The sequence below is a fragment of the Geodermatophilus sp. SYSU D01105 genome, from assembly GCF_054050095.1.
The window spans coordinates 18,084-35,190 of record NZ_JBJGYR010000029.1 but is presented as its reverse complement, the minus strand read 5'-3'; the positions used below and the strand labels follow the sequence as shown (position 1 = coordinate 35,190).

The following is a 17,107-nucleotide window of genomic DNA, read 5'->3' as shown; positions in this document are numbered from 1 at the left end:
TGTCGGCGAGATCTGCACAGTGGTCGCCATCGGGCGGCTGATGAGCACCACTGTGCAGATCTCGCGCGTCGGTCAGCGGGAGTAGTACTCCACGACGAGCTGCTCCTCGCAGAGCACCGGGACCTCGTCGCGGGCCGGCGTCCGCTCCACGCGGGCGACCAGGTCGGCCAGCCGGACCTCGAGGTACTCCGGAGCCTGGGCATGGGCTCCGGAGGCGGCGACGAGGAAGGGCTCCTTCGTCTTCGACTTCTCGGCGACCTGGATGAGGTCGCCGGGCTCGAGCCGGTACGAGGGGCGGTCGACGCGCCTGCCGTTGACCAGCACGTGCTGGTGGGTGACGAACTGGCGGGCCTGGTAGATGGTCCGCGCGAAGCCGGCGCGGAGGACGGTGGCGTCCAGGCGCGACTCGAGGTCCTGGATCAGCGCCTCGCCGGTCTTGCCGCCGGCGCGCTTGGCCCGGTCGAACGCCGCCCGCAGCTGGGTCTCGCTGATGTCGTACTGGGCGCGCAGCCGCTGCTTCTCGAGCAACCGGGTCTTGTAGTCGCTGGTGGTCTTCCGCTTGCGGCCGTGCTCACCCGGCGGGTACGGGCGGCGCTCGAAGTAGGCGACCGACTTCGGCGTCAGCGGGATGCCCAGCGCGCGGCTGAGCCGGACCTTGGGGCGCGGGGTGTTCACGGGACCTCCTGGTTTGGTTAGGCTCACCTTACTCCTCTGGAGCACCCCGCCGTCGACCCCGAGGGATGCCATGACCTCCGGCCACCCGACCCCGCCCTCCGCCGCCCGCGACTCCGCCGCCGGCACGGCCACCGCCGCCGAGCGGGCCCGCACGGTCGTCACCCGGCCCGCCGCCTCGATCACCGCCCTCGGGCTGGGCACCAGCCGACTGCTGGCCGCGACCACCACCGCCGACGGCGAGGTGCTCGTGGTGGTGCCCCGCGCGGGCGGCCTGGCCGAGGCGGTGCACCGCGCACCCGAGGGCGACCTGCCCGCCCGCGTGACGGTGACCGCCCGCGCGGCCCTGCCGCTGCGCAACCCGCTCCGGGCTCGGCTGGAGCTGGCCGGGTGGCTCACCCCGGTCCCGGCCCGCGAGGAGCCCGACCTGGTGCTCGCCTTCGCCGAGGTCAGCCCGGCCGACGTCCTGCTCGACGTGGGGCTGTCGGCCGTGCTGCTGCGGCTCGACCTCGCGGAGGTCCTGCTGCACGAGGGGGGCGGGTGCACCGAGGTCACGCCCGAGGAGTACGCGGCCGCCCGGCCCGATCCGCTGGGCGCTGCCGAGGACGAGCTGCTGGCCGACTCCGCGGGCCCGCTGGCCGAGCTGTGCGCCCGGGTCCGGGCGTGGACCGGCGACGACGACGTCCACCTGCTCGGCGTCGACCGGTTCGGCATCCTCTTCCGCGTCGAGCACCGCCGCGGGTGCTACGACCTGCGGACGCCGTTCCGCGCGCCGCTGAGCGGCCCCGGGGAGTTCCCGGGGGCCGTCGCCACCCTGCTGGCCTGCGCCCGCGACTGACCGTCCGGGCCACGCTCCTGCCCCGCGACCGCGAGTGACCGTCGGGGCCGCGATCCCGCCCCGCCACCGCGAGTGCCGGCAGCCGCCGGTCCCGGCGCTGTCGACCTCGGGGTCAGGCACCGTGGGCGGCGAGGAACACCTCGACGCCGGCACGGGCCCGACGGTCGAGCTCGGCCCCGTCCGGCACCGCGCCCTCCCCCTCGAACATGACCCGATCGAGGGTCGGCCCCACCACGAGGAAGGCGAAGTGCTCGGCCGCGAGCCGGGGATCGGCGACGCGCAGCCGACCTCGACGGCCCAGGTCGGCGAACGCCGCGGCCAGCGCGCTGATCACCCGGTCGGGCGCGCGTTGGTGGTACTCGCGGGCCAGCTCGGGGAAGCGCCGGGACTCGGCGCTGGCCAGCCGGCGCAGCCGGACGACCTGCGGGCGGGTCACCGACGCGAGGTGCCGGCGGGCCAGCTCGTGCAGCGCTCCCTCCACGTCTGCGACCTCGTCGAGCGCCCGCACGAGCTCGTCGGCGAACGTCTCGGCCGTGGCGGTGGTGCCCAGCACGACCTCGGTGAAGAGCCGTTCCTTGTCGACGAAGTGGTTGTAGACGGTCTTCTTCGCCACCCCCGCGCGGACAGCCACGTCGTCGATGCTCGTCTCGACGTAGCCCCGCTCGAGGAACAGCGCGGTGGCCGCCGCCAGGACGGCGGACCGGCTGCGCACCGCGCGCGGGTCGAGCGCGGGGCGCTGGCCTCCACCGGGCTCGCGGGGTGCGGTCGGCGGGGCATCGCCCGCGCCTGGTCCGCCCATCGCCGGGACCTCCGATGAGTTCCACCCGCCCACACCGTCTCTTGCACTGACGAGTCTAAGAACTCCCGAGAGGCAGACCGATGACCGCCAGCGCAGCCCCGCTCTCCGCCGCCCCCTCGTCCGCACCCCGATGCGACCGGGCCTCGGCGGTCACCCGCTCCCTCCTCGGCTACGGGCCACTGGCCGGCGCCGTCTACCTGGCCTCCGGCCTGGTGCAGGCCCTGACCCGGGACGGCTTCGACCTCACCCGCCACTCGCTGAGCCTCCTGGCCAACGGCCCCCTCGGCTGGATCCACGTCACCACGCTCGTCGTCACCGGGCTGATGACCGTCGCCGCCGCCGTGGGCCTGCGCCGCGCGCTGGCCGGCGGGCGGCTCGGCTCCGGGGTCGCCGGCCTGCTCGCCGGCTACGGCCTGTCCCTGGTGGCCGCCGGGGCGTTCGTCGCCGACCCGATGGACGGGTTCCCCGTCGGGACGCCCACCGGCGCCCCGGTCGAGGTCAGCCTCTCCGGGGTGCTGCACCTGGCCGCCGGCGGCATCGGGTTCGGCTGCCTGGTGACCGCGGCCGCCGTGATGGCACGACGGTTCGCCACCGAGGGACGGCGCGGCTGGGCCCGCGCGTCCGTGGCCGCGGCCGCCGTCGTGCTGGCCGGCTTCCTGGGGGTCGCCAGTGGGTCGACGTCCTCCTGGGCGGTCCTCGGCCTGTGGGTCGGCGTCGTCGTCGGCTGGGGGTGGATCGCGGCCGTGTCGGTGCACCTCTACCGGCGGACGCCGCACCCCACCCGCCCCCGCGGCTGATCCGATCCCCGTCGGGAGCCTGTCGTCGTGGGCTCCGCGGCGACCCAGGCCCTGAGGCCCGCGAGTCGTGCGGGTCTCGGCGGGGGAGCTGGGGAGGCGGCGGTCAGGCCGCGGCGCGGAGCTCCCCCGCGAGGGCGGCCAGCGCCTGCTCGAAGCACTGCTGCGGCGGCTGCACCAGCCCCGCGCCGACCTGGCCGGTGCCGGCCACGCGCCCGGCCATGCCGGTGTTGATCTGCGGCAGCCAGCCGGTCCGCGCCACCTTGAGGACGTCGATCCCCGTCGGCGAGCCGCGGAAGCCGAGGATCGGCACCTGCATGGCCGGGTTCTCCGCCAGGGTGAGCTGGTACATCCGCTCGGTGGTGGCCAGCGCGTCGGGCACGGTGCCCCCGACGAACCGGACGATCGCCGGGGCCGCCGCCATGGTGAACCCGCCGACGCCGTAGGTCTCCATGATCGCGGAGTCGCCGATGTCGGGATTGGCGTCCTCGGGCCCGTAGTCGCCGAGGAAGAGGCCGACCGGGGTGTTCGCCGGGCCGGTGAACCAGCGGTCGCCGGTGCCGGCGGTCTGGATGCCGAACTCGGTGCCGTTGCGCGCCATCACCGTGACCATCGTCGACCCGGGGATGCCGCGGGCGGCGTCCATCGCGAGCTTCGCCGTCGGCATGCCGAGGTTCAGGTAGAAGTGCTCGTTGCCGCCGATGAAGCGCAGCACCGCGGCGATGTCGGACGCCGGGGCGTCGACCTCCACGATCGCCGGTGAGAGCTCGCGCAGGGTCATCAGCGAGCCGGCGCGGTTGCGGTTGTGCCCCTCGTCGCCCATCTGCAGCATCTGCGCGAGCACGGCCTTGGCGTCCAGCGGCTCGGCCATCGAGCGGACCGCCGCCTGCAGGACCGGCCCGAGCACGTCGCGCATCCAGCGCAGCCGGGTGAGCACCTCGTCGTTGTAGGCGCCCATCCGCAGCACCTTGCCCAGGCCCTCGTTGAGGTTGCAGAAGGCCTGCCCGCCGTGCACCGGGTCCGAGAGGCACCACATCCACATGGACGGGCTGGTGACGCCGGCCATCGGGCCGACCGCCCGGTGGTGGTGACAGGGGTCGAGGGTGATCTCGCCGGCGGCGAGCACCCGCTCGGCGTCCTCCACCGAGTCGGCCCAGCCCTCGAACAGGCAGGCGCCGATCAGGGCGCCGCGCAGCGGACCGCTGGCGTCGGCCCACGCGATCGGCGGCCCGGCGTGCAGCAGCGTGCGGTCGGGCAGGTCCAGCACCTCGCGGGCCGGCCGGACGTCGACCAGCTGCGACCCGGCGGCCATCACCCGCTCCACCGCGGTGCGGTTGGCCGCCGCGCGCCGGGGGTCGAGGGCCAGTGCGGCCAGGTCTGCGGGGTCGCCGAAGCCCGGCGGGCGCCAGTCGACGTCGTGCACCTCGGCGCCCTGGGCGCGCAGCGCGTCGGAGAAGACGTCCACACCGGCGGCGACGATCTCCGGCGGGGCGGAGAGGAGGTTCCCCAGGGTCATCGCGCTGCTCCCAGCAGGTCGAGGGCGTACCGCGTGGCCGCGGCGTTGGAGGCGAAGACGGCGGCGCCGGCGGCCGCGAGGGCGTCGGCCTGGCGGCTCCAGCCCTGCGGGTCCGCCTCGGTGCCGACGAGGGCGACGACGACCGGCAGGGACACGTGGCGACGGGCGGCGGTCAGGGCCGGCACGAGCGAGCGCGCGGGGTCCGGGTCGGCGCCGTACCCGAGGACGACGTCGAGGAGCAGCACCGCGGGCTCCCCGCGCGCAGCCAGGTTGCTGATCGCCTCGAGCCGCAGCGTCGGGTCGATCATCGGGTGCGCCCGGCCCACGGTGAGCGCGTCGTCGCCGAAGTCGACGACCACGTGCCCGCGGGCGGACAGGTCCGTCCCGAGGTCGAGCTCGGGACGCAGCGGGGTGTTGGACCGGATGTCGCCGAGCACCGGGGCGGCCAGCAGCATCGCCTCGTCGGCCAGCGTGCCGCCGGAGTACAGGCCCTTGAGGACGGCGCCCGGTGCGGCGGGCGTGCCGTCGCCCGGCCGCGACGGCCACTGCGGCACCTCGGCACCCATGTCGGTGAGCAGCGCCTCGACGGCGGCGGTGAGGTCGGGGGTGTCGGGCGACAGGGCGGCCGACCGCACCGGGACCGACAGCCGCCCGGCGGCCTCCTCCACCGCGGCCGCGACCGACGGCGCCGGCGGCTTGGAGACCAGCAGCACCCGCTCGGTGGCGGGGTCGGCGTCCAGGGCGGCGAGCGCGTCGAGGGTGGCCAGGCCGCCGACGGCCTCGGACAGGTCCCGGCCGCCGACGCCGAGGACGTGGCTGACGCCGACCCCGGCCATGTCGAGCAGGCAGGAGACCTGCTGCGCGCCGGTGCCGGAGGCGGCGACCAGGCCGACCGGGCCGCTGCGCACCACGTTGGCGAACCCGAGGGCCACGCCGGAGACGATCGCCGTCCCGCAGTCCGGCCCCATGACCAGGACGCCGGCATCGTGCGCGGCGCGCTTGAGGGCGACCTCGTCCTCGACGGGCACCCCGTCGGAGAAGACCAGCACGCTGCGGCCGGCGGCGATCGCGTCGGCGGCCTCGGCGACCGCGTACTGCCCGGGCACGCTGACGATGGCCAGCGCCGAGCCGTCGGGAGGCAGGGCGTCGAGCCCCGCGCCGATGGTCCGGGCCGGGATGACCTCGGCGGTGCCACCGGAGCGCTCGCGGGCCGCGAGCGCGGCGTCGACGGCGGCGACCGCGTCGGCCAGGACCTCGTCGTCGGACGCCGTGATGGCGATGAGCAGTTGGTCGGGAGAGGCCTCGCCGTCGGGCGCCAGGCCCATGCCGGCGGCCAGTTCCAGGTTCAGCGGCGTGGCCATCGCGACCAGGACGGCGGCGACCCCCTCGCGGGCGCCGATGTCGCGGCTGACCTGCATCAACTTCACGGAGTCGGCGTAGACGCCGCTGCGCAGGGAGACGTGCCGGGCTCCGGTCACGGAGGGAGGGGCGCTCACCCCGCCAATTTATCTCAGCGCTGAGACATCTTGGCAATAACGATTTAGCACTGAGGTACTTCCGCGCGCCTCCCGGCCCGTGCCACATTGACGCGTCCCTGGCGCCGGGCGACACCCGTCGGCCGGGCCGGGCCAGGTCGTAGTGCACGTCGAGGAGGCACTCATGGCGTTCGGTTGGAAGCTCTACGGGGACGGCAAGACCCCGCCGTTGGGCGAGGCCGTCGCGCCCGATGAGCGCTTGTCGTGGCCGCGCACGATCGGCATCGGCGCCCAGCACGTGGTCGCCATGTTCGGGGCGACGTTCGTCTTCCCGATCGTCATGGGGCTCGACCCGAACCTCGCCATCATGATGAGCGGGATCGCGACGATCATCTTCCTGCTCATCGTGAACGGGAAGGTGCCCAGCTACCTGGGGACGAGCGCCTCGTTCGTCGGCGGCGTGGTCGCCGTCCGGGGGGCGGGCGGTGACTCCTCGGACGTCGTCGGGGCGATCCTCGTCTCCGGCGTGGTGCTGGCCCTGGTGGGTCTGCTCATCCACGTCGCCGGCGTCCGCTTCCTGCACGCGATCCTGCCGCCGGCGGTCACCGGTGCGGTGGTGCTGCTGATCGGGTTCAACCTGGCCCCGGTCGTCGCCGGCATCTACTGGCCGCAGGACCAGTGGGTCGCGCTGGCCACGATGGCGTTCGTCATCGTCGCCTCGCTGCTGCTGCGGGGCTTCTGGGCGCGCATCTCGATCCTGCTCGGCCTGGTCTTCGGCTACCTGCTGTCGGTGCTGCTCGACGCCACCGCCGGCCAAATCACCTCGCCCGACGGCACCGGCACGGTCACCACCCGCGACCGGATCAACTTCGACTCGGTGGCCCAGGCCGACTGGTTCGGGCTGCCCGACTTCATCGCCCCGAGCTTCTCGGTGAACTTCTCCCTGCTGGTGCTGCCGGCGATCATCGCGCTGATCGCGGAGAACACCGGGCACGTCAAGGCGGTCGCCGAGATGACCAAGCGCGACCTGGACCCCTACATGGGCCGGGCGATCGCGGCCGACGGTGTCGCGACCGTCGTGGCGACGTCGGTCGGCGGCTCCCCCACGACCACCTACGCCGAGAACATCGGCGTCATGGCGGCCACCCGCGTCTACTCGACGGCGGCCTACTACGTGGCCGCGGTCGTGGCGATCCTGCTCGGCCTGTGCCCGAAGTTCGGCGCGCTGATCAACATCGTCCCGGGCGGGGTCCTCGGCGGGATCACCGTCGTCCTCTACGGGATGATCGGCCTGCTCGGCGCGAAGATCTGGAAGGAGAACCGGGTCGACTTCGCCAACCCGATCAACCTGGTCCCGCTCGCCGCGGGCATCATCATCGCGATCGGCGACGTGCAGCTGGTCTTCTCCGACAACTTCTCCCTCGGCGGCATCGCGCTCGGCTCGATCGTCGCCGTCCTGGGCTGGCACCTCGCCCGTGCGGTGGCGCCGGCCGAGATGAAGGAGGCACTGCTACGCGAGGGCGGCTTCGGCGAGGGCACCGGGCCCGCGCTGGGCCACGCCGGCCGGCACGAGGTCAGCGCCGACCCCTCCTCGGTCGACCAGGTGGGCCGTCCGGGGATCCCCGGCACCCGCGCGCCGGGCGGGGACACGCTCAGCAAGTGACGGGGCTGCGCCGGCGCCCTCCTCGAAGGGCCCGGCGCAACGCTCCTCGGCAGGGACCCCGCCACCCCGTGGCGGGGTCCCTGCCCTGTTGGGAGGCCGGTTCCGCCGGCCGTGCCGGAGTGGCGGCGGACACCGTTCGACCCGGTTCGAACATTTAGCGCTGAGGTACTTCCGTCCCGGCAGGCCGCGTGGAACATTCGACTGGCCGGCCCGGGTGTCGCCCGTCGAGCGGCACCCTCGAGTCGGACCCGTGCGACAGGGAGGCATTCGTGGCGTTGCGCCAGTCGGAGGACAGGGGCGGGGACACCGCGCCGGTCCCTCGCCGGTCGAGGGCTGGGCGCACCAGCCGGGGAGTCGGCGCGCGGTGAAGCCGGCACCCTTCCGCTACGCCGACCCGCGCTCCCTCGAGGAGGCCCTCGCGGTCCTCGCCGACGAGGAGGGCGCCAAGGTGCTCGCCGGCGGCCAGTCGCTGCTGCCGCTGCTGTCCATGCGGCTCGCGGCGCCGGCCACGCTGGTGGACATCAACCGGATCCCCGGCCTCGACACCGTGGAGGCGACCGCGGACGGCGTGCGGGTGGGCGCGCTGGTCCGGCACGCGTCGCTGCTCTCCGACGCCGGGGCCGCACGGGTGCAGCCGCTGCTCACCCGGGCGACGGCGAACGTCGCCCACCCCGCGATCCGCAACCGCGGGACCACGGTCGGCTCCATCGCGCACGCCGACCCCTCCGGCGAGATGACCTCGGTCCTCGCGCTGACCGACGGCTCGGTCACCGTCGCCACGCCGTCGGGCACCCGGGACGTGGCCTGGCGCGACCTGTTCGTCGGCCCATTGGAGACCTCGCTGGCCGGCCCGGCGATCGTCACCTCCGCGTCCTTCGGCGCCCTGCCCGACCGCTCGGGCACCGCCTTCGCCGAGGTCGCCCGCCGCAAGGGCGACTACGCGGTGTGCGGCGCCGGCGTCGTCGTCACGCTCGACGAGTCCCGCCGCGTGGCCGCCGCGCGCGCCGCCTACATCTCCGTCGGTCTGGTGCCCGAGGTGCACGACCTGACCGACGCCGTCGCCGGGCAGCCGGTCGAGAAGGCCGACTGGGCCGCCGCCGGCGCCCTGGCCCGGACCCTGGTCGACCCGGACGGCGACCTGCACGCCAGCGCCGACTACCGCCGCCTGCTGGTCGGCGTCCTGACCGAGCGCACCCTGGCTCAGGCCGCTGCTGAAGCCGCCGCGAAGGTGCCGGGCGAGTGAGCACCGCCGGAGGCTGGGGGCACCCCCCGCGCGCGGGGGACAGCGACGGAGGAGCGGAGCGGGTCCGGAACCGAGCCATGAGCACCGAGAGGACCGCCGCATGAGCGTCTCCGTCGACTCCGAGCGGACCATCACCGTCACCGTGAACGGTGTTCCACGTGAAGCCACCGTGCCGGTGCGCCGGCTGCTGTCGGACGCGCTGCGCCACGACCTCGGCCTCACGGGCACCCACGTCGGCTGCGAGCACGGCGTCTGCGGCGCCTGCACCGTGATCGTGGACGGCGCCCCGGTGCGCTCCTGCCTGGTGCTCGCCGTCCAGGTGGACGGGGCGTCGGTGCAGACCGTCGAGGGCCTGGCCCGTGACGACGGCCGAGGCGGCCAGGTGCTGCACCCGGTCCAGGAGGCCTTCCGCGAGTGTCACGCCCTGCAGTGCGGCTTCTGCACGCCGGGCTTCCTCATGACGATCAAGGCGGGGCTGGAGAACCGCGACGCGTCGGCCGAGCTCACCGAGGAGGAGGTCGACGACCTGGTCGGCGGCAACCTCTGCCGGTGCACCGGGTACGCGAACATCAAGAAGGCCGTGCACCACGCGGCCGCGGCGATGCGGGACGCGCAGTGACCGGCTCCTCCGGCGGTGTCGGAAGCGACACCGCCGTCCGGGCCCCCGACACGCGGGCATCGCTTCCGATACCGACGGCGGCCGGGGAGGCGCGGCAGTGACCACCAAGCTGTTCGGGGAGCCGGTCCGCCGGCGCGAGGACGCCCGCCTCATCACCGGCAAGGGCCGCTACCTCGACGACATCGGCTCCACCGCGCTGGCCGCGGCCTTCGTGCGCAGCCCGCACGCGCACGCCCGCATCGTCGACATCGACGTCGAGGGCGCCCTGGACGTCGAGGGCCTGGTCGCGATCTACACCTACGAGGACCTCACCGGCCCGCTCGCCGAGCCGCTGCCGGTGCTCATCCCGCACCCGCAGCTGCACGCGCCGCGCACCGGCTACCCGCTGGCCAACGGCGAGGTCAACCACGTCGGCGAGCCGATCGTCATGGTGGTGGCCACCGACCGGTACCTCGCCGAGGACGCCGCCGAGCGGATCGTCGTCACCTACGAGGAGCTGCCGCCCGTCGTCGGGGTGGACGCCGCCCGCGAGGCCGCGCACGCCGTCCACGAGGAGGTCCCGGACAACGTCGCCGCGCGGCACCACCAGGAGACCGGCGACGTCGAGCCGGCCCTGGCGAGCAGCCCGCGCACGCTGTCGTTCACCCAGTACATCGAGCGCAGCGCCTGCATGCCGATGGAGGGCAAGGGCGTGCACGCGCGGTGGGACGCCGCGGACCACAGCCTGCGGGTCTACACCAGCACCCAGGCCTCGACGTCGGTGCGCGCCGCGATCGCGGCCAAGCTGGAGCTGTCGCTGGACGAGGTCGAGGTGATCGCACCCGACGTCGGCGGCGGCTTCGGCGTGAAGATCGTGCACCCGTGGCCGGAGGAGCTGCTGGTGCCGATGGCGGCGATCGCGCTGCAGGCCGAGGTGAAGTGGACCGAGGACCGCCGTGAGCACTTCATCTCCAGCGCCCACGAGCGCCAGCAGCGGCAGGAGATCACCGTCGGCTACGACGACGACGGCCGGATCACCGCGCTCGACGTCCACATCTGGCACGACAACGGCGCGTACACGCCCTACGGGATCATCGTGCCGATCGTGACCGCCACCCAGCTGGTCGGGCCCTACGTCATCCCGGTGTACCGGGTGGTCGTGGAGAGCGTCTTCACCAACACCGTCATCGTGACGCCCTACCGCGGCGCCGGGCGGCCGCAGGGCTGTTACGCGATGGAGCGGACGATGGACCGCATCGCCGACGACCTCGGGCTGGACCGGGCCGTCGTCCGGGAGCGCAACCTCATCCAGCGCGACCAGTTCCCCTACGACCACCGGCTGACGTTCCAGGACGGCCGGCCGGTCATCTACGACTCGGGCGACTACGCGGGGCTGCTCGACAAGCTGCGCGACCTCGTCGGCTGGGAGCAGGCCGAGCAGCTCCGGGCGGACGCCGAGGCGCGGGGCAAGCTGCTCGGCGTCGGCATGGCGATGTACGTCGAGGGCACCGGCCCCGGCCCGTACGAGGGCGGGCACGTGCAGGTGCTCGGCAGCGGCAAGGTGCTCGTCTCGACCGGGCTGACCTCGCAGGGCCAGGGGCACGAGACGGCGTTCGCGCAGATCGTCGCCTCCGAGCTCGGGGTGCCGATCGAGGACATCGAGGTCACCACCGGCGACACCCGCCGGTTCGGGTACGCCGTCGGCACGTTCGCCTCCCGCGCGGCGGTGATGAGCGGCAACGCGATCGCGCTGGCCGCCCGCGGGGTGCGTGAGAAGGCGCTGCGGATCGCCGCCGACGTCCTCGAGGTCGACGCCGGCGACCTGGAGATCGACGACGGCGTCGTCCAGGTCAAGGGCACCCCGGGGGCGTCGATCCCGCTGCGGACGGTCGCCGTCCTGTCCAACCCGCTGCGCTACGCCTTCGACGAGGCGGCGAGGCAGGCCACCCAGTTCGCCGGGCCGGCCGACGACAGCAAGCCGCCGGTGGCCGAGGGCGACGCGCCGGGCCTGGAGCACCGCGACTACTACTCGCCGATCCGGTCGACGTTCGCGTCCGGGGCGCACGCGGCGGTGGTCGAGATCGACCCGGCGACGTGGGAGATCGACGTGGTGAAGTACGCGGTCGTGCACGACTGCGGCAACGTCGTGAACCCGATGATCGTCGAGGGCCAGGTGCACGGCGGCGTCGCCCAGGGCATCGGCGGCGCGCTGTACGAGCGGATGGCCTACGACGCCGACGGGCAGCTGCAGAACGCGTCGTTCATGGACTTCCTCATGCCGTACGCGTCGGAGGTCCCCGACGTGGTGATCGACCACCAGGAGACCCCGTCGCCGCTGAACCCGCTGGGCATCAAGGGCGCCGGCGAGGCCGGGGTCATCCCCGGGACGGCGGCGATCGCCTCGGCCGTCGAGGACGCGACGGGACGGCGGATCGCGGCGATGCCGCTCTCCCCCACCCAGCTGTACGACCTGATGCGGTCCCCCGATTCGGAGCGGACGGCGGCGTCCGCCCGCAGGACAGGAGTGAGTGCGTGAACCTCGACGGCTCTGCGGTGCTGCACGCCGACCCGGAGAAGGTGTGGTCGGTGATCACCGACCCGGCGGTCCTGGCCCGCACGATCCCCGGGTGCGAGTCGCTCCGGAAGGTCGGGGACGACGAGTACGAGATGAGGGTCTCGGTCGGGGTCGGGGCGATCAAGGGCACCTACGCCGGCGAGGTGCGGCTGACCGACCAGAACCGGCCGAAGTCCTACGTGATGCACGCGTCCGGTGCCGGTGCGCCGGGCAACGCGCGGGCGCAGGTGACGATCAACCTGGAGCCGTCGGACGGTGGCGCGACGACGCTGACCTACTCGGCCGACGCGGTCATCGGCGGCCCGGTCGCGGGCGTGGGCCAGCGGATGATCACCGGCGTCGCCAAGCGGATGGCCGGGCAGTTCTTCACGGCGATCGACGACGAGCTGACCGGGGTGGCCGCTCCTGCGGTCGAGGCTCCGGCCGCTGAGGCCGTTCCCGCCGCTGCCGGCGAGGCCGCCCCGGCTGCCGCTGCCCCCACGGTCTTCGCCGGCCGGGCCGCCGCCGCGCCGGCCGCGCCCTCCGACGTCCGGACGCTGGTGACCGGCGCGCTCGGCGGTGCCGGGCTGACCCTGCTCGGCGTCGTCGTCGGCTGGCTCCTGGGCCGCCGCAGGGGCTGACCCGCACCGGGTCAGGCGGCGCGGGCCTCCGCGCGCAGCGCGACCGCGGCCAGCAGCTCCCAGCGGATCGCGGAGCTGCCCGGCCGGACCACCCGCCAGTAACGGGCGAAGCGCCGCTGCGTGGCCGGGTCGGTCGCCACCACGCGGGTCTCCGAGCTGAGCTCCGTGCCCCCGCAGGACGGCGTCAGCCGGAAGTCCAGGGCCGCCTTGACCCAGCCGGGCTCCGACCAGGCCCGCAGGCCGTCGGCGTCGAGCGGCGGAGGTCGCTCCCCGCCGCCCAGCCGCCACGCCTGCAGCACGCCGCCGAACACCACGGAGACCGGCGGGACCGAGGACAGCAGCGGCACCGGGAGCGCCTCGAGGAACGGCCGGTCGCGGAGGTGTCCGACCCCGCGGCCGGCGAGGACGACCGGGAGGAACCGCGCGGCGCCGAGCGCGACCGTCACCGGCAGCCGGGACAGCCGCACGCGGTGCAGCTCCTCCCAGACCACGGCCGGCGGGGCGTCGACCCACCGCGCCTGGCGGGTGACGTGGTCGGCTCCCGCCAGCACGTCGTCGAGGTCCACGGAACTCCCGTACCCGGCAGGCGAGCGCCGTGTGCACCCAGCGCGATCCCGGACGGCACCGGGGCGCACTGGGTGCACGAACCGGGGCGTCAGCTCGCCCGGCGGTCGGTCAGCGTCGGGTAGTCGGTGTAGCCCTCGGGGCCGGCCGCGTAGAACAGGTGCGCCCGGGGCTCGTTCTCCGGGTGCTCGCCGGCCCACCGCTCGACCAGGTCGGGGTTGGCGAGAACGGCGCGGCCCACGGCGACGGCGTCGGCGTGCGCGGCCTCGATCAGTGCCACGGCCTCGTCGCGGGTGGTGACCGTGCCGAAGCCGCTGTTGGCGATCAGCGGGCCGCCGAAGCGCCGGCGCAACTCCTGCACCAGGTCCCCGGCGGGCTCGCGGTGCAACACCGACAGGCACGCCAGGCCCAGCGGGGCCAACTGGTCGACGAGCGTGCCGTAGGTGGCGAGGACGTCGTCCCGGTCGGTCTCGAGGGCGTCCTGGATGTCGTGCTCGGGCGAGATCCGCAGGCCGACCTTGCCGGCGCCGATCGCCGCGGCCACCGCCGTCACCACCTGGCCGACGAAGCGCGCCCGGTTCGCCGGCGACCCGCCGTACTCGTCGGTGCGCTGGTTGGACGCCGGGGAGAGGAACTCGTGCAGCAGGTAGCCGTTGGCGCCGTGGATCTCCACGCCGTCCAGCCCGGCCTCGACGGCGCGGCGGGCGGCGGAGACGAAGTCCGACACGACGTCGCGGGCCTCGGCCACGGTCAGTGCGTGCGGCACCGGGTAGGGCTGCTTGCCCTTCTCGGTGTGCCCCTCGCCGTTGATGGCGATGGCGCTGGGGGCGACGACGCGGCGGCCGCCGTTGACGTCGGGGTGGGTGACCCGGCCGCCGTGCATCACCTGCATGACGATCGTGCCGCCGCGGGCGTGCACCGCCTCGGCGACGCGGCGCCAGCCCTCGACCTGCTCGTCGGTGACGATGCCGGGCTGGCCGACGAACGCCTGCGACTCGTGGTTGGGGTAGGTGCCCTCGGTGATGATCAGGCCGACGCCGGCGCGCTGGCGGTAGTGCTCGACGACGAGGTCACCGGGGACGCCGGAGGCACCGGAGCGCATGCGGGTCAGCGGGGCCATCACGACGCGGTTGGCGAGCTCGATGTCGCCCAGGGTCACGGGGGAGAACAGGTCCACGGGGAGTTCGACGCTCGACCGTGGGGCCGCCATTCCGGGACGCGACCGTCACGACGCTCACAGTGACGCGCGTCCCGTCGGCACCACTACGGCGTCACACCGATTCGTCGGCCGTCGAGTGGCGCGGTGCACATCGCGTTCTTACGGTGACTGCGTCCGGCCGATCGTCGCCTCCCGAGCCCCGGGAGCCCGCGCCGGACGCCGCCGAGTCGCACTCACCAGGTGGGTGCGAGCCGGGGACCCACCCGCACCACCCGGGGTGAGTCCCGCTCCCGGGAACCATCCGGGAGCGGGTAGGGCACTCCCAGCCCGAACCCGTCAGCTGACCCGGTAGGCGGCCCGGGGAGACAAGGAGAACCACCGCGCCCGGGGCTCTCGCCCCCGCGCGCCCACAGGGTCCGGGACCGTCGCGCTCCCGCCTGTCCACGTCCCAGGTACCAGCCGCCCGGCACGCACTGTCGGCCGACGGCGCCCAGCCGGGCACCCGTGTCCGGCCGGTGCCGCGCGCCCAGCTGACGACACGCCGACCGGCGCGGCCGGTCCCGCACGTCCCGGCGCCGACGGTGCCGGGCACCCGCACAGCACGAGGACCACCATGCACAACGAGCACACCCACTCACCCCGCGCCCTGCACCGGCTCGCCGTCGTCGGCGCCCTGGGCCTCTCGCTGGCTCTCGCCCCCGTCGGCGGGTCGCTGGCCCAGGCGGAGGTCCAGGGCAGCCCGGCCGCGGTCGGGGCGAGCGAGAAGCAGGCCTACAAGGACCACGCCCTGGGCCAGGTCGGTGGCAACCGGACCCAGTTCGGCTGCCTGGACCGGCTGTGGGAGCGGGAGAGCGGCTGGAACCCGCATGCCCAGAACCCGACGAGCAGCGCGTACGGCATCCCCCAGTTCCTCGACTCGACCTGGGCCAGCACCGGCATCCGCAAGACGTCGGACCCGTACCGCCAGATCAAGGCCGGCCTGATCTACATCGGGGAGCGGTACGGCAGCCCCTGCGGGGCATGGGACCACTCACGGTCCACCGGCTGGTACTGAGGACGAGCTCCCTTCGACGTCACCCGTGTCACCGGCTGACCGGCTGACCTGATCCGCGACGGGGGGCCACCCCGACCCGGGTGGCCTCCCGTCGCCTCGAGGAGCGGGCACACCGCGTCCCACACGGCCGCCCATCCCCGCTGTCATCGCCGAATGCCGATGACATCGAGTGCGAGCGCTCCAGAGCCGTCGGTCGACGAGACCACCGCGCTCTCCGCCGCCGCGTGCGTGTTCCGCAGCCTCGGCGACCCGGCCCGGCTGGCGATCCTGCGTCACCTGGCGCTCGGCGAGCACAGGGTCGTCGACCTCACCGCGCACCTCGGGCTGGCGCAGTCGACCGTGTCGGCGCACCTGGCCTGTCTGCGTGACTGCGGGCTGGTGACCTCCCGGCCGAAGGGCCGGGCGTCGATGTGGTCGCTGGCCCACACCGCGCCCCTGCTCGACGTGCTGTCGGCGGCCGAACAGCTGCTCGCCGCCACCGGCGACGCCGTGGCGCTGTGCCCCGTCTACGGCGAGGCGGCCGGCCGGTGACCGCCACCTCCGCGCACCCGGCGCTGACCCCGATGGAGCGGAGCCGGCTGGGCCGCCGGGCACAGCTGCTGGCCGGGGCATCGGTCACCTACAACGTCATCGAGGCGGTCATCGCGGTGGTCGCGGGCCTCGCCGCCGGATCGGTCGCGCTCGTCGGCTTCGGTCTGGACTCGGTCGTCGAGGTCTCCAGCGGGCTCGTCATCCTGTGGCAGTTCCGCCATCGACTGCCCGAGTCACGCGAGCGGCAGGCGCTGCGGCTGATGGCGTTCTCGTTCTTCGCCCTGGCCGCGTACGTGACCGTCGAGTCGGTGCGCGCACTGTCCTCCGGCGGGGATCCCGAGGCCTCACCGGTCGGCATCGGCCTGGCGATCGCCTCGCTGGTCGTCATGCCGTTCCTGTCCTGGGCGCAGCGCCGCACCGGCCGCGCGCTCGGCTCCCACGCGGTCGTCGCCGACTCCACGCAGACGCTGCTGTGCACCTACCTCTCGGCCGTCCTGCTCGCCGGGCTCGTCCTCAACGCGACACTCGGCTGGGGGTGGGCCGACCCGATCGCCGGGCTGGTCATCGCCGCCGTGGCGGCCCGCGAAGGGGTCGAGGCGTGGAGGGGCGAGGGCTGCTGCGCGCCCGACCGTCCGGGCGAGGCCCCCGACGGCGCCGGCGACGGGTGCGGCTGTGCTGACGGCTGCACGGACGCCTGCTGCGCGCCCGCCACCTCACCGCAGACCCTCCAGATCACGCGCCGCCAGCAGGACCGATGAGCGCGGTCGCCCTGGCCCTGTACGTCGTCGCCCTGGTCGTGCTGTTCGGCGTCCGGTCGTGGGTGCAGCACCGCCGCACCGGCAGCACCGGCTTCCGGGGCATCTCCGGCACCCCGGCCGAGGCCGCCTGGTGGGGCGGAGTGCTGTTCGTCGCCGCGGTGGTGCTCGGCCTGGCCGGGCCGCTGCTGGCCGTGACCGGCACCGTGCCCGCCGATCCCCACCCCGTCCTGGCCGCGGTCGGGCTGCTC

The 17,107-nt window shown here is 74.5% G+C and carries 16 protein-coding genes and 1 riboswitch; of the genes, 10 read left to right on the top strand and 6 right to left on the bottom strand.

Annotated features, from left to right (window positions below; all coding sequences use genetic code 11):
- Nucleotides 1-72: 72 nt before the first annotated feature.
- Nucleotides 73-675, bottom strand: coding sequence for a 30S ribosomal protein S4 (gene rpsD, locus ACI79I_RS21690; protein WP_456994395.1), 603 nt, complete (start codon nucleotides 673-675; stop codon nucleotides 73-75).
- Between the two features lie 70 nt (nucleotides 676-745).
- Here rpsD and ACI79I_RS21685 point away from each other — a divergent pair, with 70 nt between their 5' ends.
- Nucleotides 746-1,510 carry a DUF2470 domain-containing protein gene (locus tag ACI79I_RS21685; RefSeq protein WP_456994394.1) on the top strand — a complete coding sequence of 255 codons (765 nt, stop codon included), beginning with the start codon at nucleotides 746-748 and terminating at the stop codon, nucleotides 1,508-1,510.
- A 112-nt stretch (nucleotides 1,511-1,622) separates the two neighbouring features.
- On the opposite strand, the gene ACI79I_RS21680 is transcribed toward ACI79I_RS21685, so the two are convergent.
- On the bottom strand, nucleotides 1,623-2,309 hold the full coding sequence (locus ACI79I_RS21680; RefSeq protein WP_456994393.1) for a TetR/AcrR family transcriptional regulator: 687 nt from the start codon (nucleotides 2,307-2,309) through the stop codon (nucleotides 1,623-1,625).
- A gap of 80 nt (nucleotides 2,310-2,389) precedes the next feature.
- Between ACI79I_RS21680 and ACI79I_RS21675 the strand changes: the two genes are divergently transcribed.
- Nucleotides 2,390-3,106 carry a DUF998 domain-containing protein gene (locus ACI79I_RS21675; RefSeq protein ID WP_456994392.1) on the top strand — a complete coding sequence of 239 codons (717 nt, stop codon included), beginning with the start codon at nucleotides 2,390-2,392 and terminating at the stop codon, nucleotides 3,104-3,106.
- A 103-nt stretch (nucleotides 3,107-3,209) separates the two neighbouring features.
- Here ACI79I_RS21675 and ACI79I_RS21670 read toward each other — a convergent pair whose 3' ends face one another.
- Nucleotides 3,210-4,619: a DUF1116 domain-containing protein gene (locus ACI79I_RS21670; RefSeq protein WP_456994391.1), complete on the bottom strand. Its 1,410-nt coding sequence runs from the start codon at nucleotides 4,617-4,619 to the stop codon at nucleotides 3,210-3,212.
- A complete protein-coding gene (locus ACI79I_RS21665; RefSeq protein ID WP_456994390.1) occupies nucleotides 4,616-6,115 on the bottom strand; it encodes an FdrA family protein in 1,500 nt (499 codons plus the stop codon). Before ACI79I_RS21665 ends, ACI79I_RS21670 begins: the two co-directional genes overlap by 4 nt.
- 163 nt (nucleotides 6,116-6,278) lie before the next feature.
- On the opposite strand from ACI79I_RS21665, the gene ACI79I_RS21660 reads away from it, so the two are divergent.
- The 5 genes from ACI79I_RS21660 (at nucleotide 6,279) to ACI79I_RS21640 (ending at nucleotide 12,793) form a co-directional block, all read left to right on the top strand.
- Entirely contained in the window at nucleotides 6,279-7,757 is a 1,479-nt protein-coding gene (locus ACI79I_RS21660; RefSeq protein WP_456994389.1) for a uracil-xanthine permease family protein, read from the top strand.
- Nucleotides 7,758-8,121: 364 nt separating this feature from the next.
- Nucleotides 8,122-9,000 (top strand): FAD binding domain-containing protein, encoded by an 879-nt coding sequence (locus ACI79I_RS21655; RefSeq protein ID WP_456994388.1) that lies wholly within the window; start codon nucleotides 8,122-8,124, stop codon nucleotides 8,998-9,000.
- A 100-nt stretch (nucleotides 9,001-9,100) separates the two neighbouring features.
- Nucleotides 9,101-9,619 carry a (2Fe-2S)-binding protein gene (locus ACI79I_RS21650; RefSeq protein WP_456994387.1) on the top strand — a complete coding sequence of 173 codons (519 nt, stop codon included), beginning with the start codon at nucleotides 9,101-9,103 and terminating at the stop codon, nucleotides 9,617-9,619.
- A gap of 97 nt (nucleotides 9,620-9,716) precedes the next feature.
- Complete coding sequence (gene cutA, locus ACI79I_RS21645) at nucleotides 9,717-12,134, top strand: aerobic carbon-monoxide dehydrogenase large subunit (RefSeq protein ID WP_456994386.1); 2,418 nt, start codon at nucleotides 9,717-9,719, stop codon at nucleotides 12,132-12,134.
- Complete coding sequence (locus ACI79I_RS21640) at nucleotides 12,131-12,793, top strand: SRPBCC family protein (RefSeq protein WP_456994385.1); 663 nt, start codon at nucleotides 12,131-12,133, stop codon at nucleotides 12,791-12,793. Before cutA ends, ACI79I_RS21640 begins: the two co-directional genes overlap by 4 nt.
- Before the next feature lie 11 nt (nucleotides 12,794-12,804).
- Here the strand turns inward: ACI79I_RS21640 and ACI79I_RS21635 are convergent, their stop codons facing one another.
- Nucleotides 12,805-13,359: a hypothetical protein gene (locus ACI79I_RS21635; RefSeq protein ID WP_456994384.1), complete on the bottom strand. Its 555-nt coding sequence runs from the start codon at nucleotides 13,357-13,359 to the stop codon at nucleotides 12,805-12,807.
- 89 nt (nucleotides 13,360-13,448) lie between these two features.
- Entirely contained in the window at nucleotides 13,449-14,534 is a 1,086-nt protein-coding gene (locus ACI79I_RS21630; protein ID WP_456994383.1) for an alkene reductase, read from the bottom strand.
- A gap of 192 nt (nucleotides 14,535-14,726) precedes the next feature.
- Nucleotides 14,727-14,886: riboswitch (cyclic di-AMP (ydaO/yuaA leader) on the top strand.
- A gap of 243 nt (nucleotides 14,887-15,129) precedes the next feature.
- On the opposite strand from ACI79I_RS21630, the gene ACI79I_RS21625 reads away from it, so the two are divergent.
- The 3 genes from ACI79I_RS21625 to ACI79I_RS21615 all read left to right on the top strand — a co-directional run bounded on the left by ACI79I_RS21625 (nucleotide 15,130) and on the right by ACI79I_RS21615 (nucleotide 16,859).
- Nucleotides 15,130-15,570, top strand: coding sequence for an aggregation-promoting factor C-terminal-like domain-containing protein (locus ACI79I_RS21625; protein ID WP_456994382.1), 441 nt, complete (start codon nucleotides 15,130-15,132; stop codon nucleotides 15,568-15,570).
- A gap of 153 nt (nucleotides 15,571-15,723) precedes the next feature.
- The gene (locus ACI79I_RS21620) at nucleotides 15,724-16,101 is read left to right on the top strand and encodes an ArsR/SmtB family transcription factor (RefSeq protein ID WP_456994381.1); all 378 of its coding nucleotides are present in this window, start codon (nucleotides 15,724-15,726) and stop codon (nucleotides 16,099-16,101) included.
- The gene (locus ACI79I_RS21615) at nucleotides 16,098-16,859 is read left to right on the top strand and encodes a cation diffusion facilitator family transporter (RefSeq protein WP_456994380.1); all 762 of its coding nucleotides are present in this window, start codon (nucleotides 16,098-16,100) and stop codon (nucleotides 16,857-16,859) included. Before ACI79I_RS21620 ends, ACI79I_RS21615 begins: the two co-directional genes overlap by 4 nt.
- Nucleotides 16,860-17,107: the final 248 nt, after the last annotated feature.

Bases quoted from the DNA above. Each gene is read 5' to 3' on its own strand.
- ACI79I_RS21685 (WP_456994394.1), top strand. From the start codon at position 746: ATGACCTCCGGCCACCCGACCCCGCCCTCCGCCGCCCGCGACTCCGCC.
- ACI79I_RS21680 (WP_456994393.1), bottom strand. From the start codon at position 2,309: ATGGGCGGACCAGGCGCGGGCGATGCCCCGCCGACCGCACCCCGCGAG.
- ACI79I_RS21675 (WP_456994392.1), top strand. From the start codon at position 2,390: ATGACCGCCAGCGCAGCCCCGCTCTCCGCCGCCCCCTCGTCCGCACCC.
- ACI79I_RS21670 (WP_456994391.1), bottom strand. From the start codon at position 4,619: ATGACCCTGGGGAACCTCCTCTCCGCCCCGCCGGAGATCGTCGCCGCC.
- ACI79I_RS21660 (WP_456994389.1), top strand. From the start codon at position 6,279: ATGGCGTTCGGTTGGAAGCTCTACGGGGACGGCAAGACCCCGCCGTTG.
- ACI79I_RS21650 (WP_456994387.1), top strand. From the start codon at position 9,101: ATGAGCGTCTCCGTCGACTCCGAGCGGACCATCACCGTCACCGTGAAC.
- ACI79I_RS21625 (WP_456994382.1), top strand. From the start codon at position 15,130: ATGCACAACGAGCACACCCACTCACCCCGCGCCCTGCACCGGCTCGCC.
- ACI79I_RS21620 (WP_456994381.1), top strand. From the start codon at position 15,724: ATGCCGATGACATCGAGTGCGAGCGCTCCAGAGCCGTCGGTCGACGAG.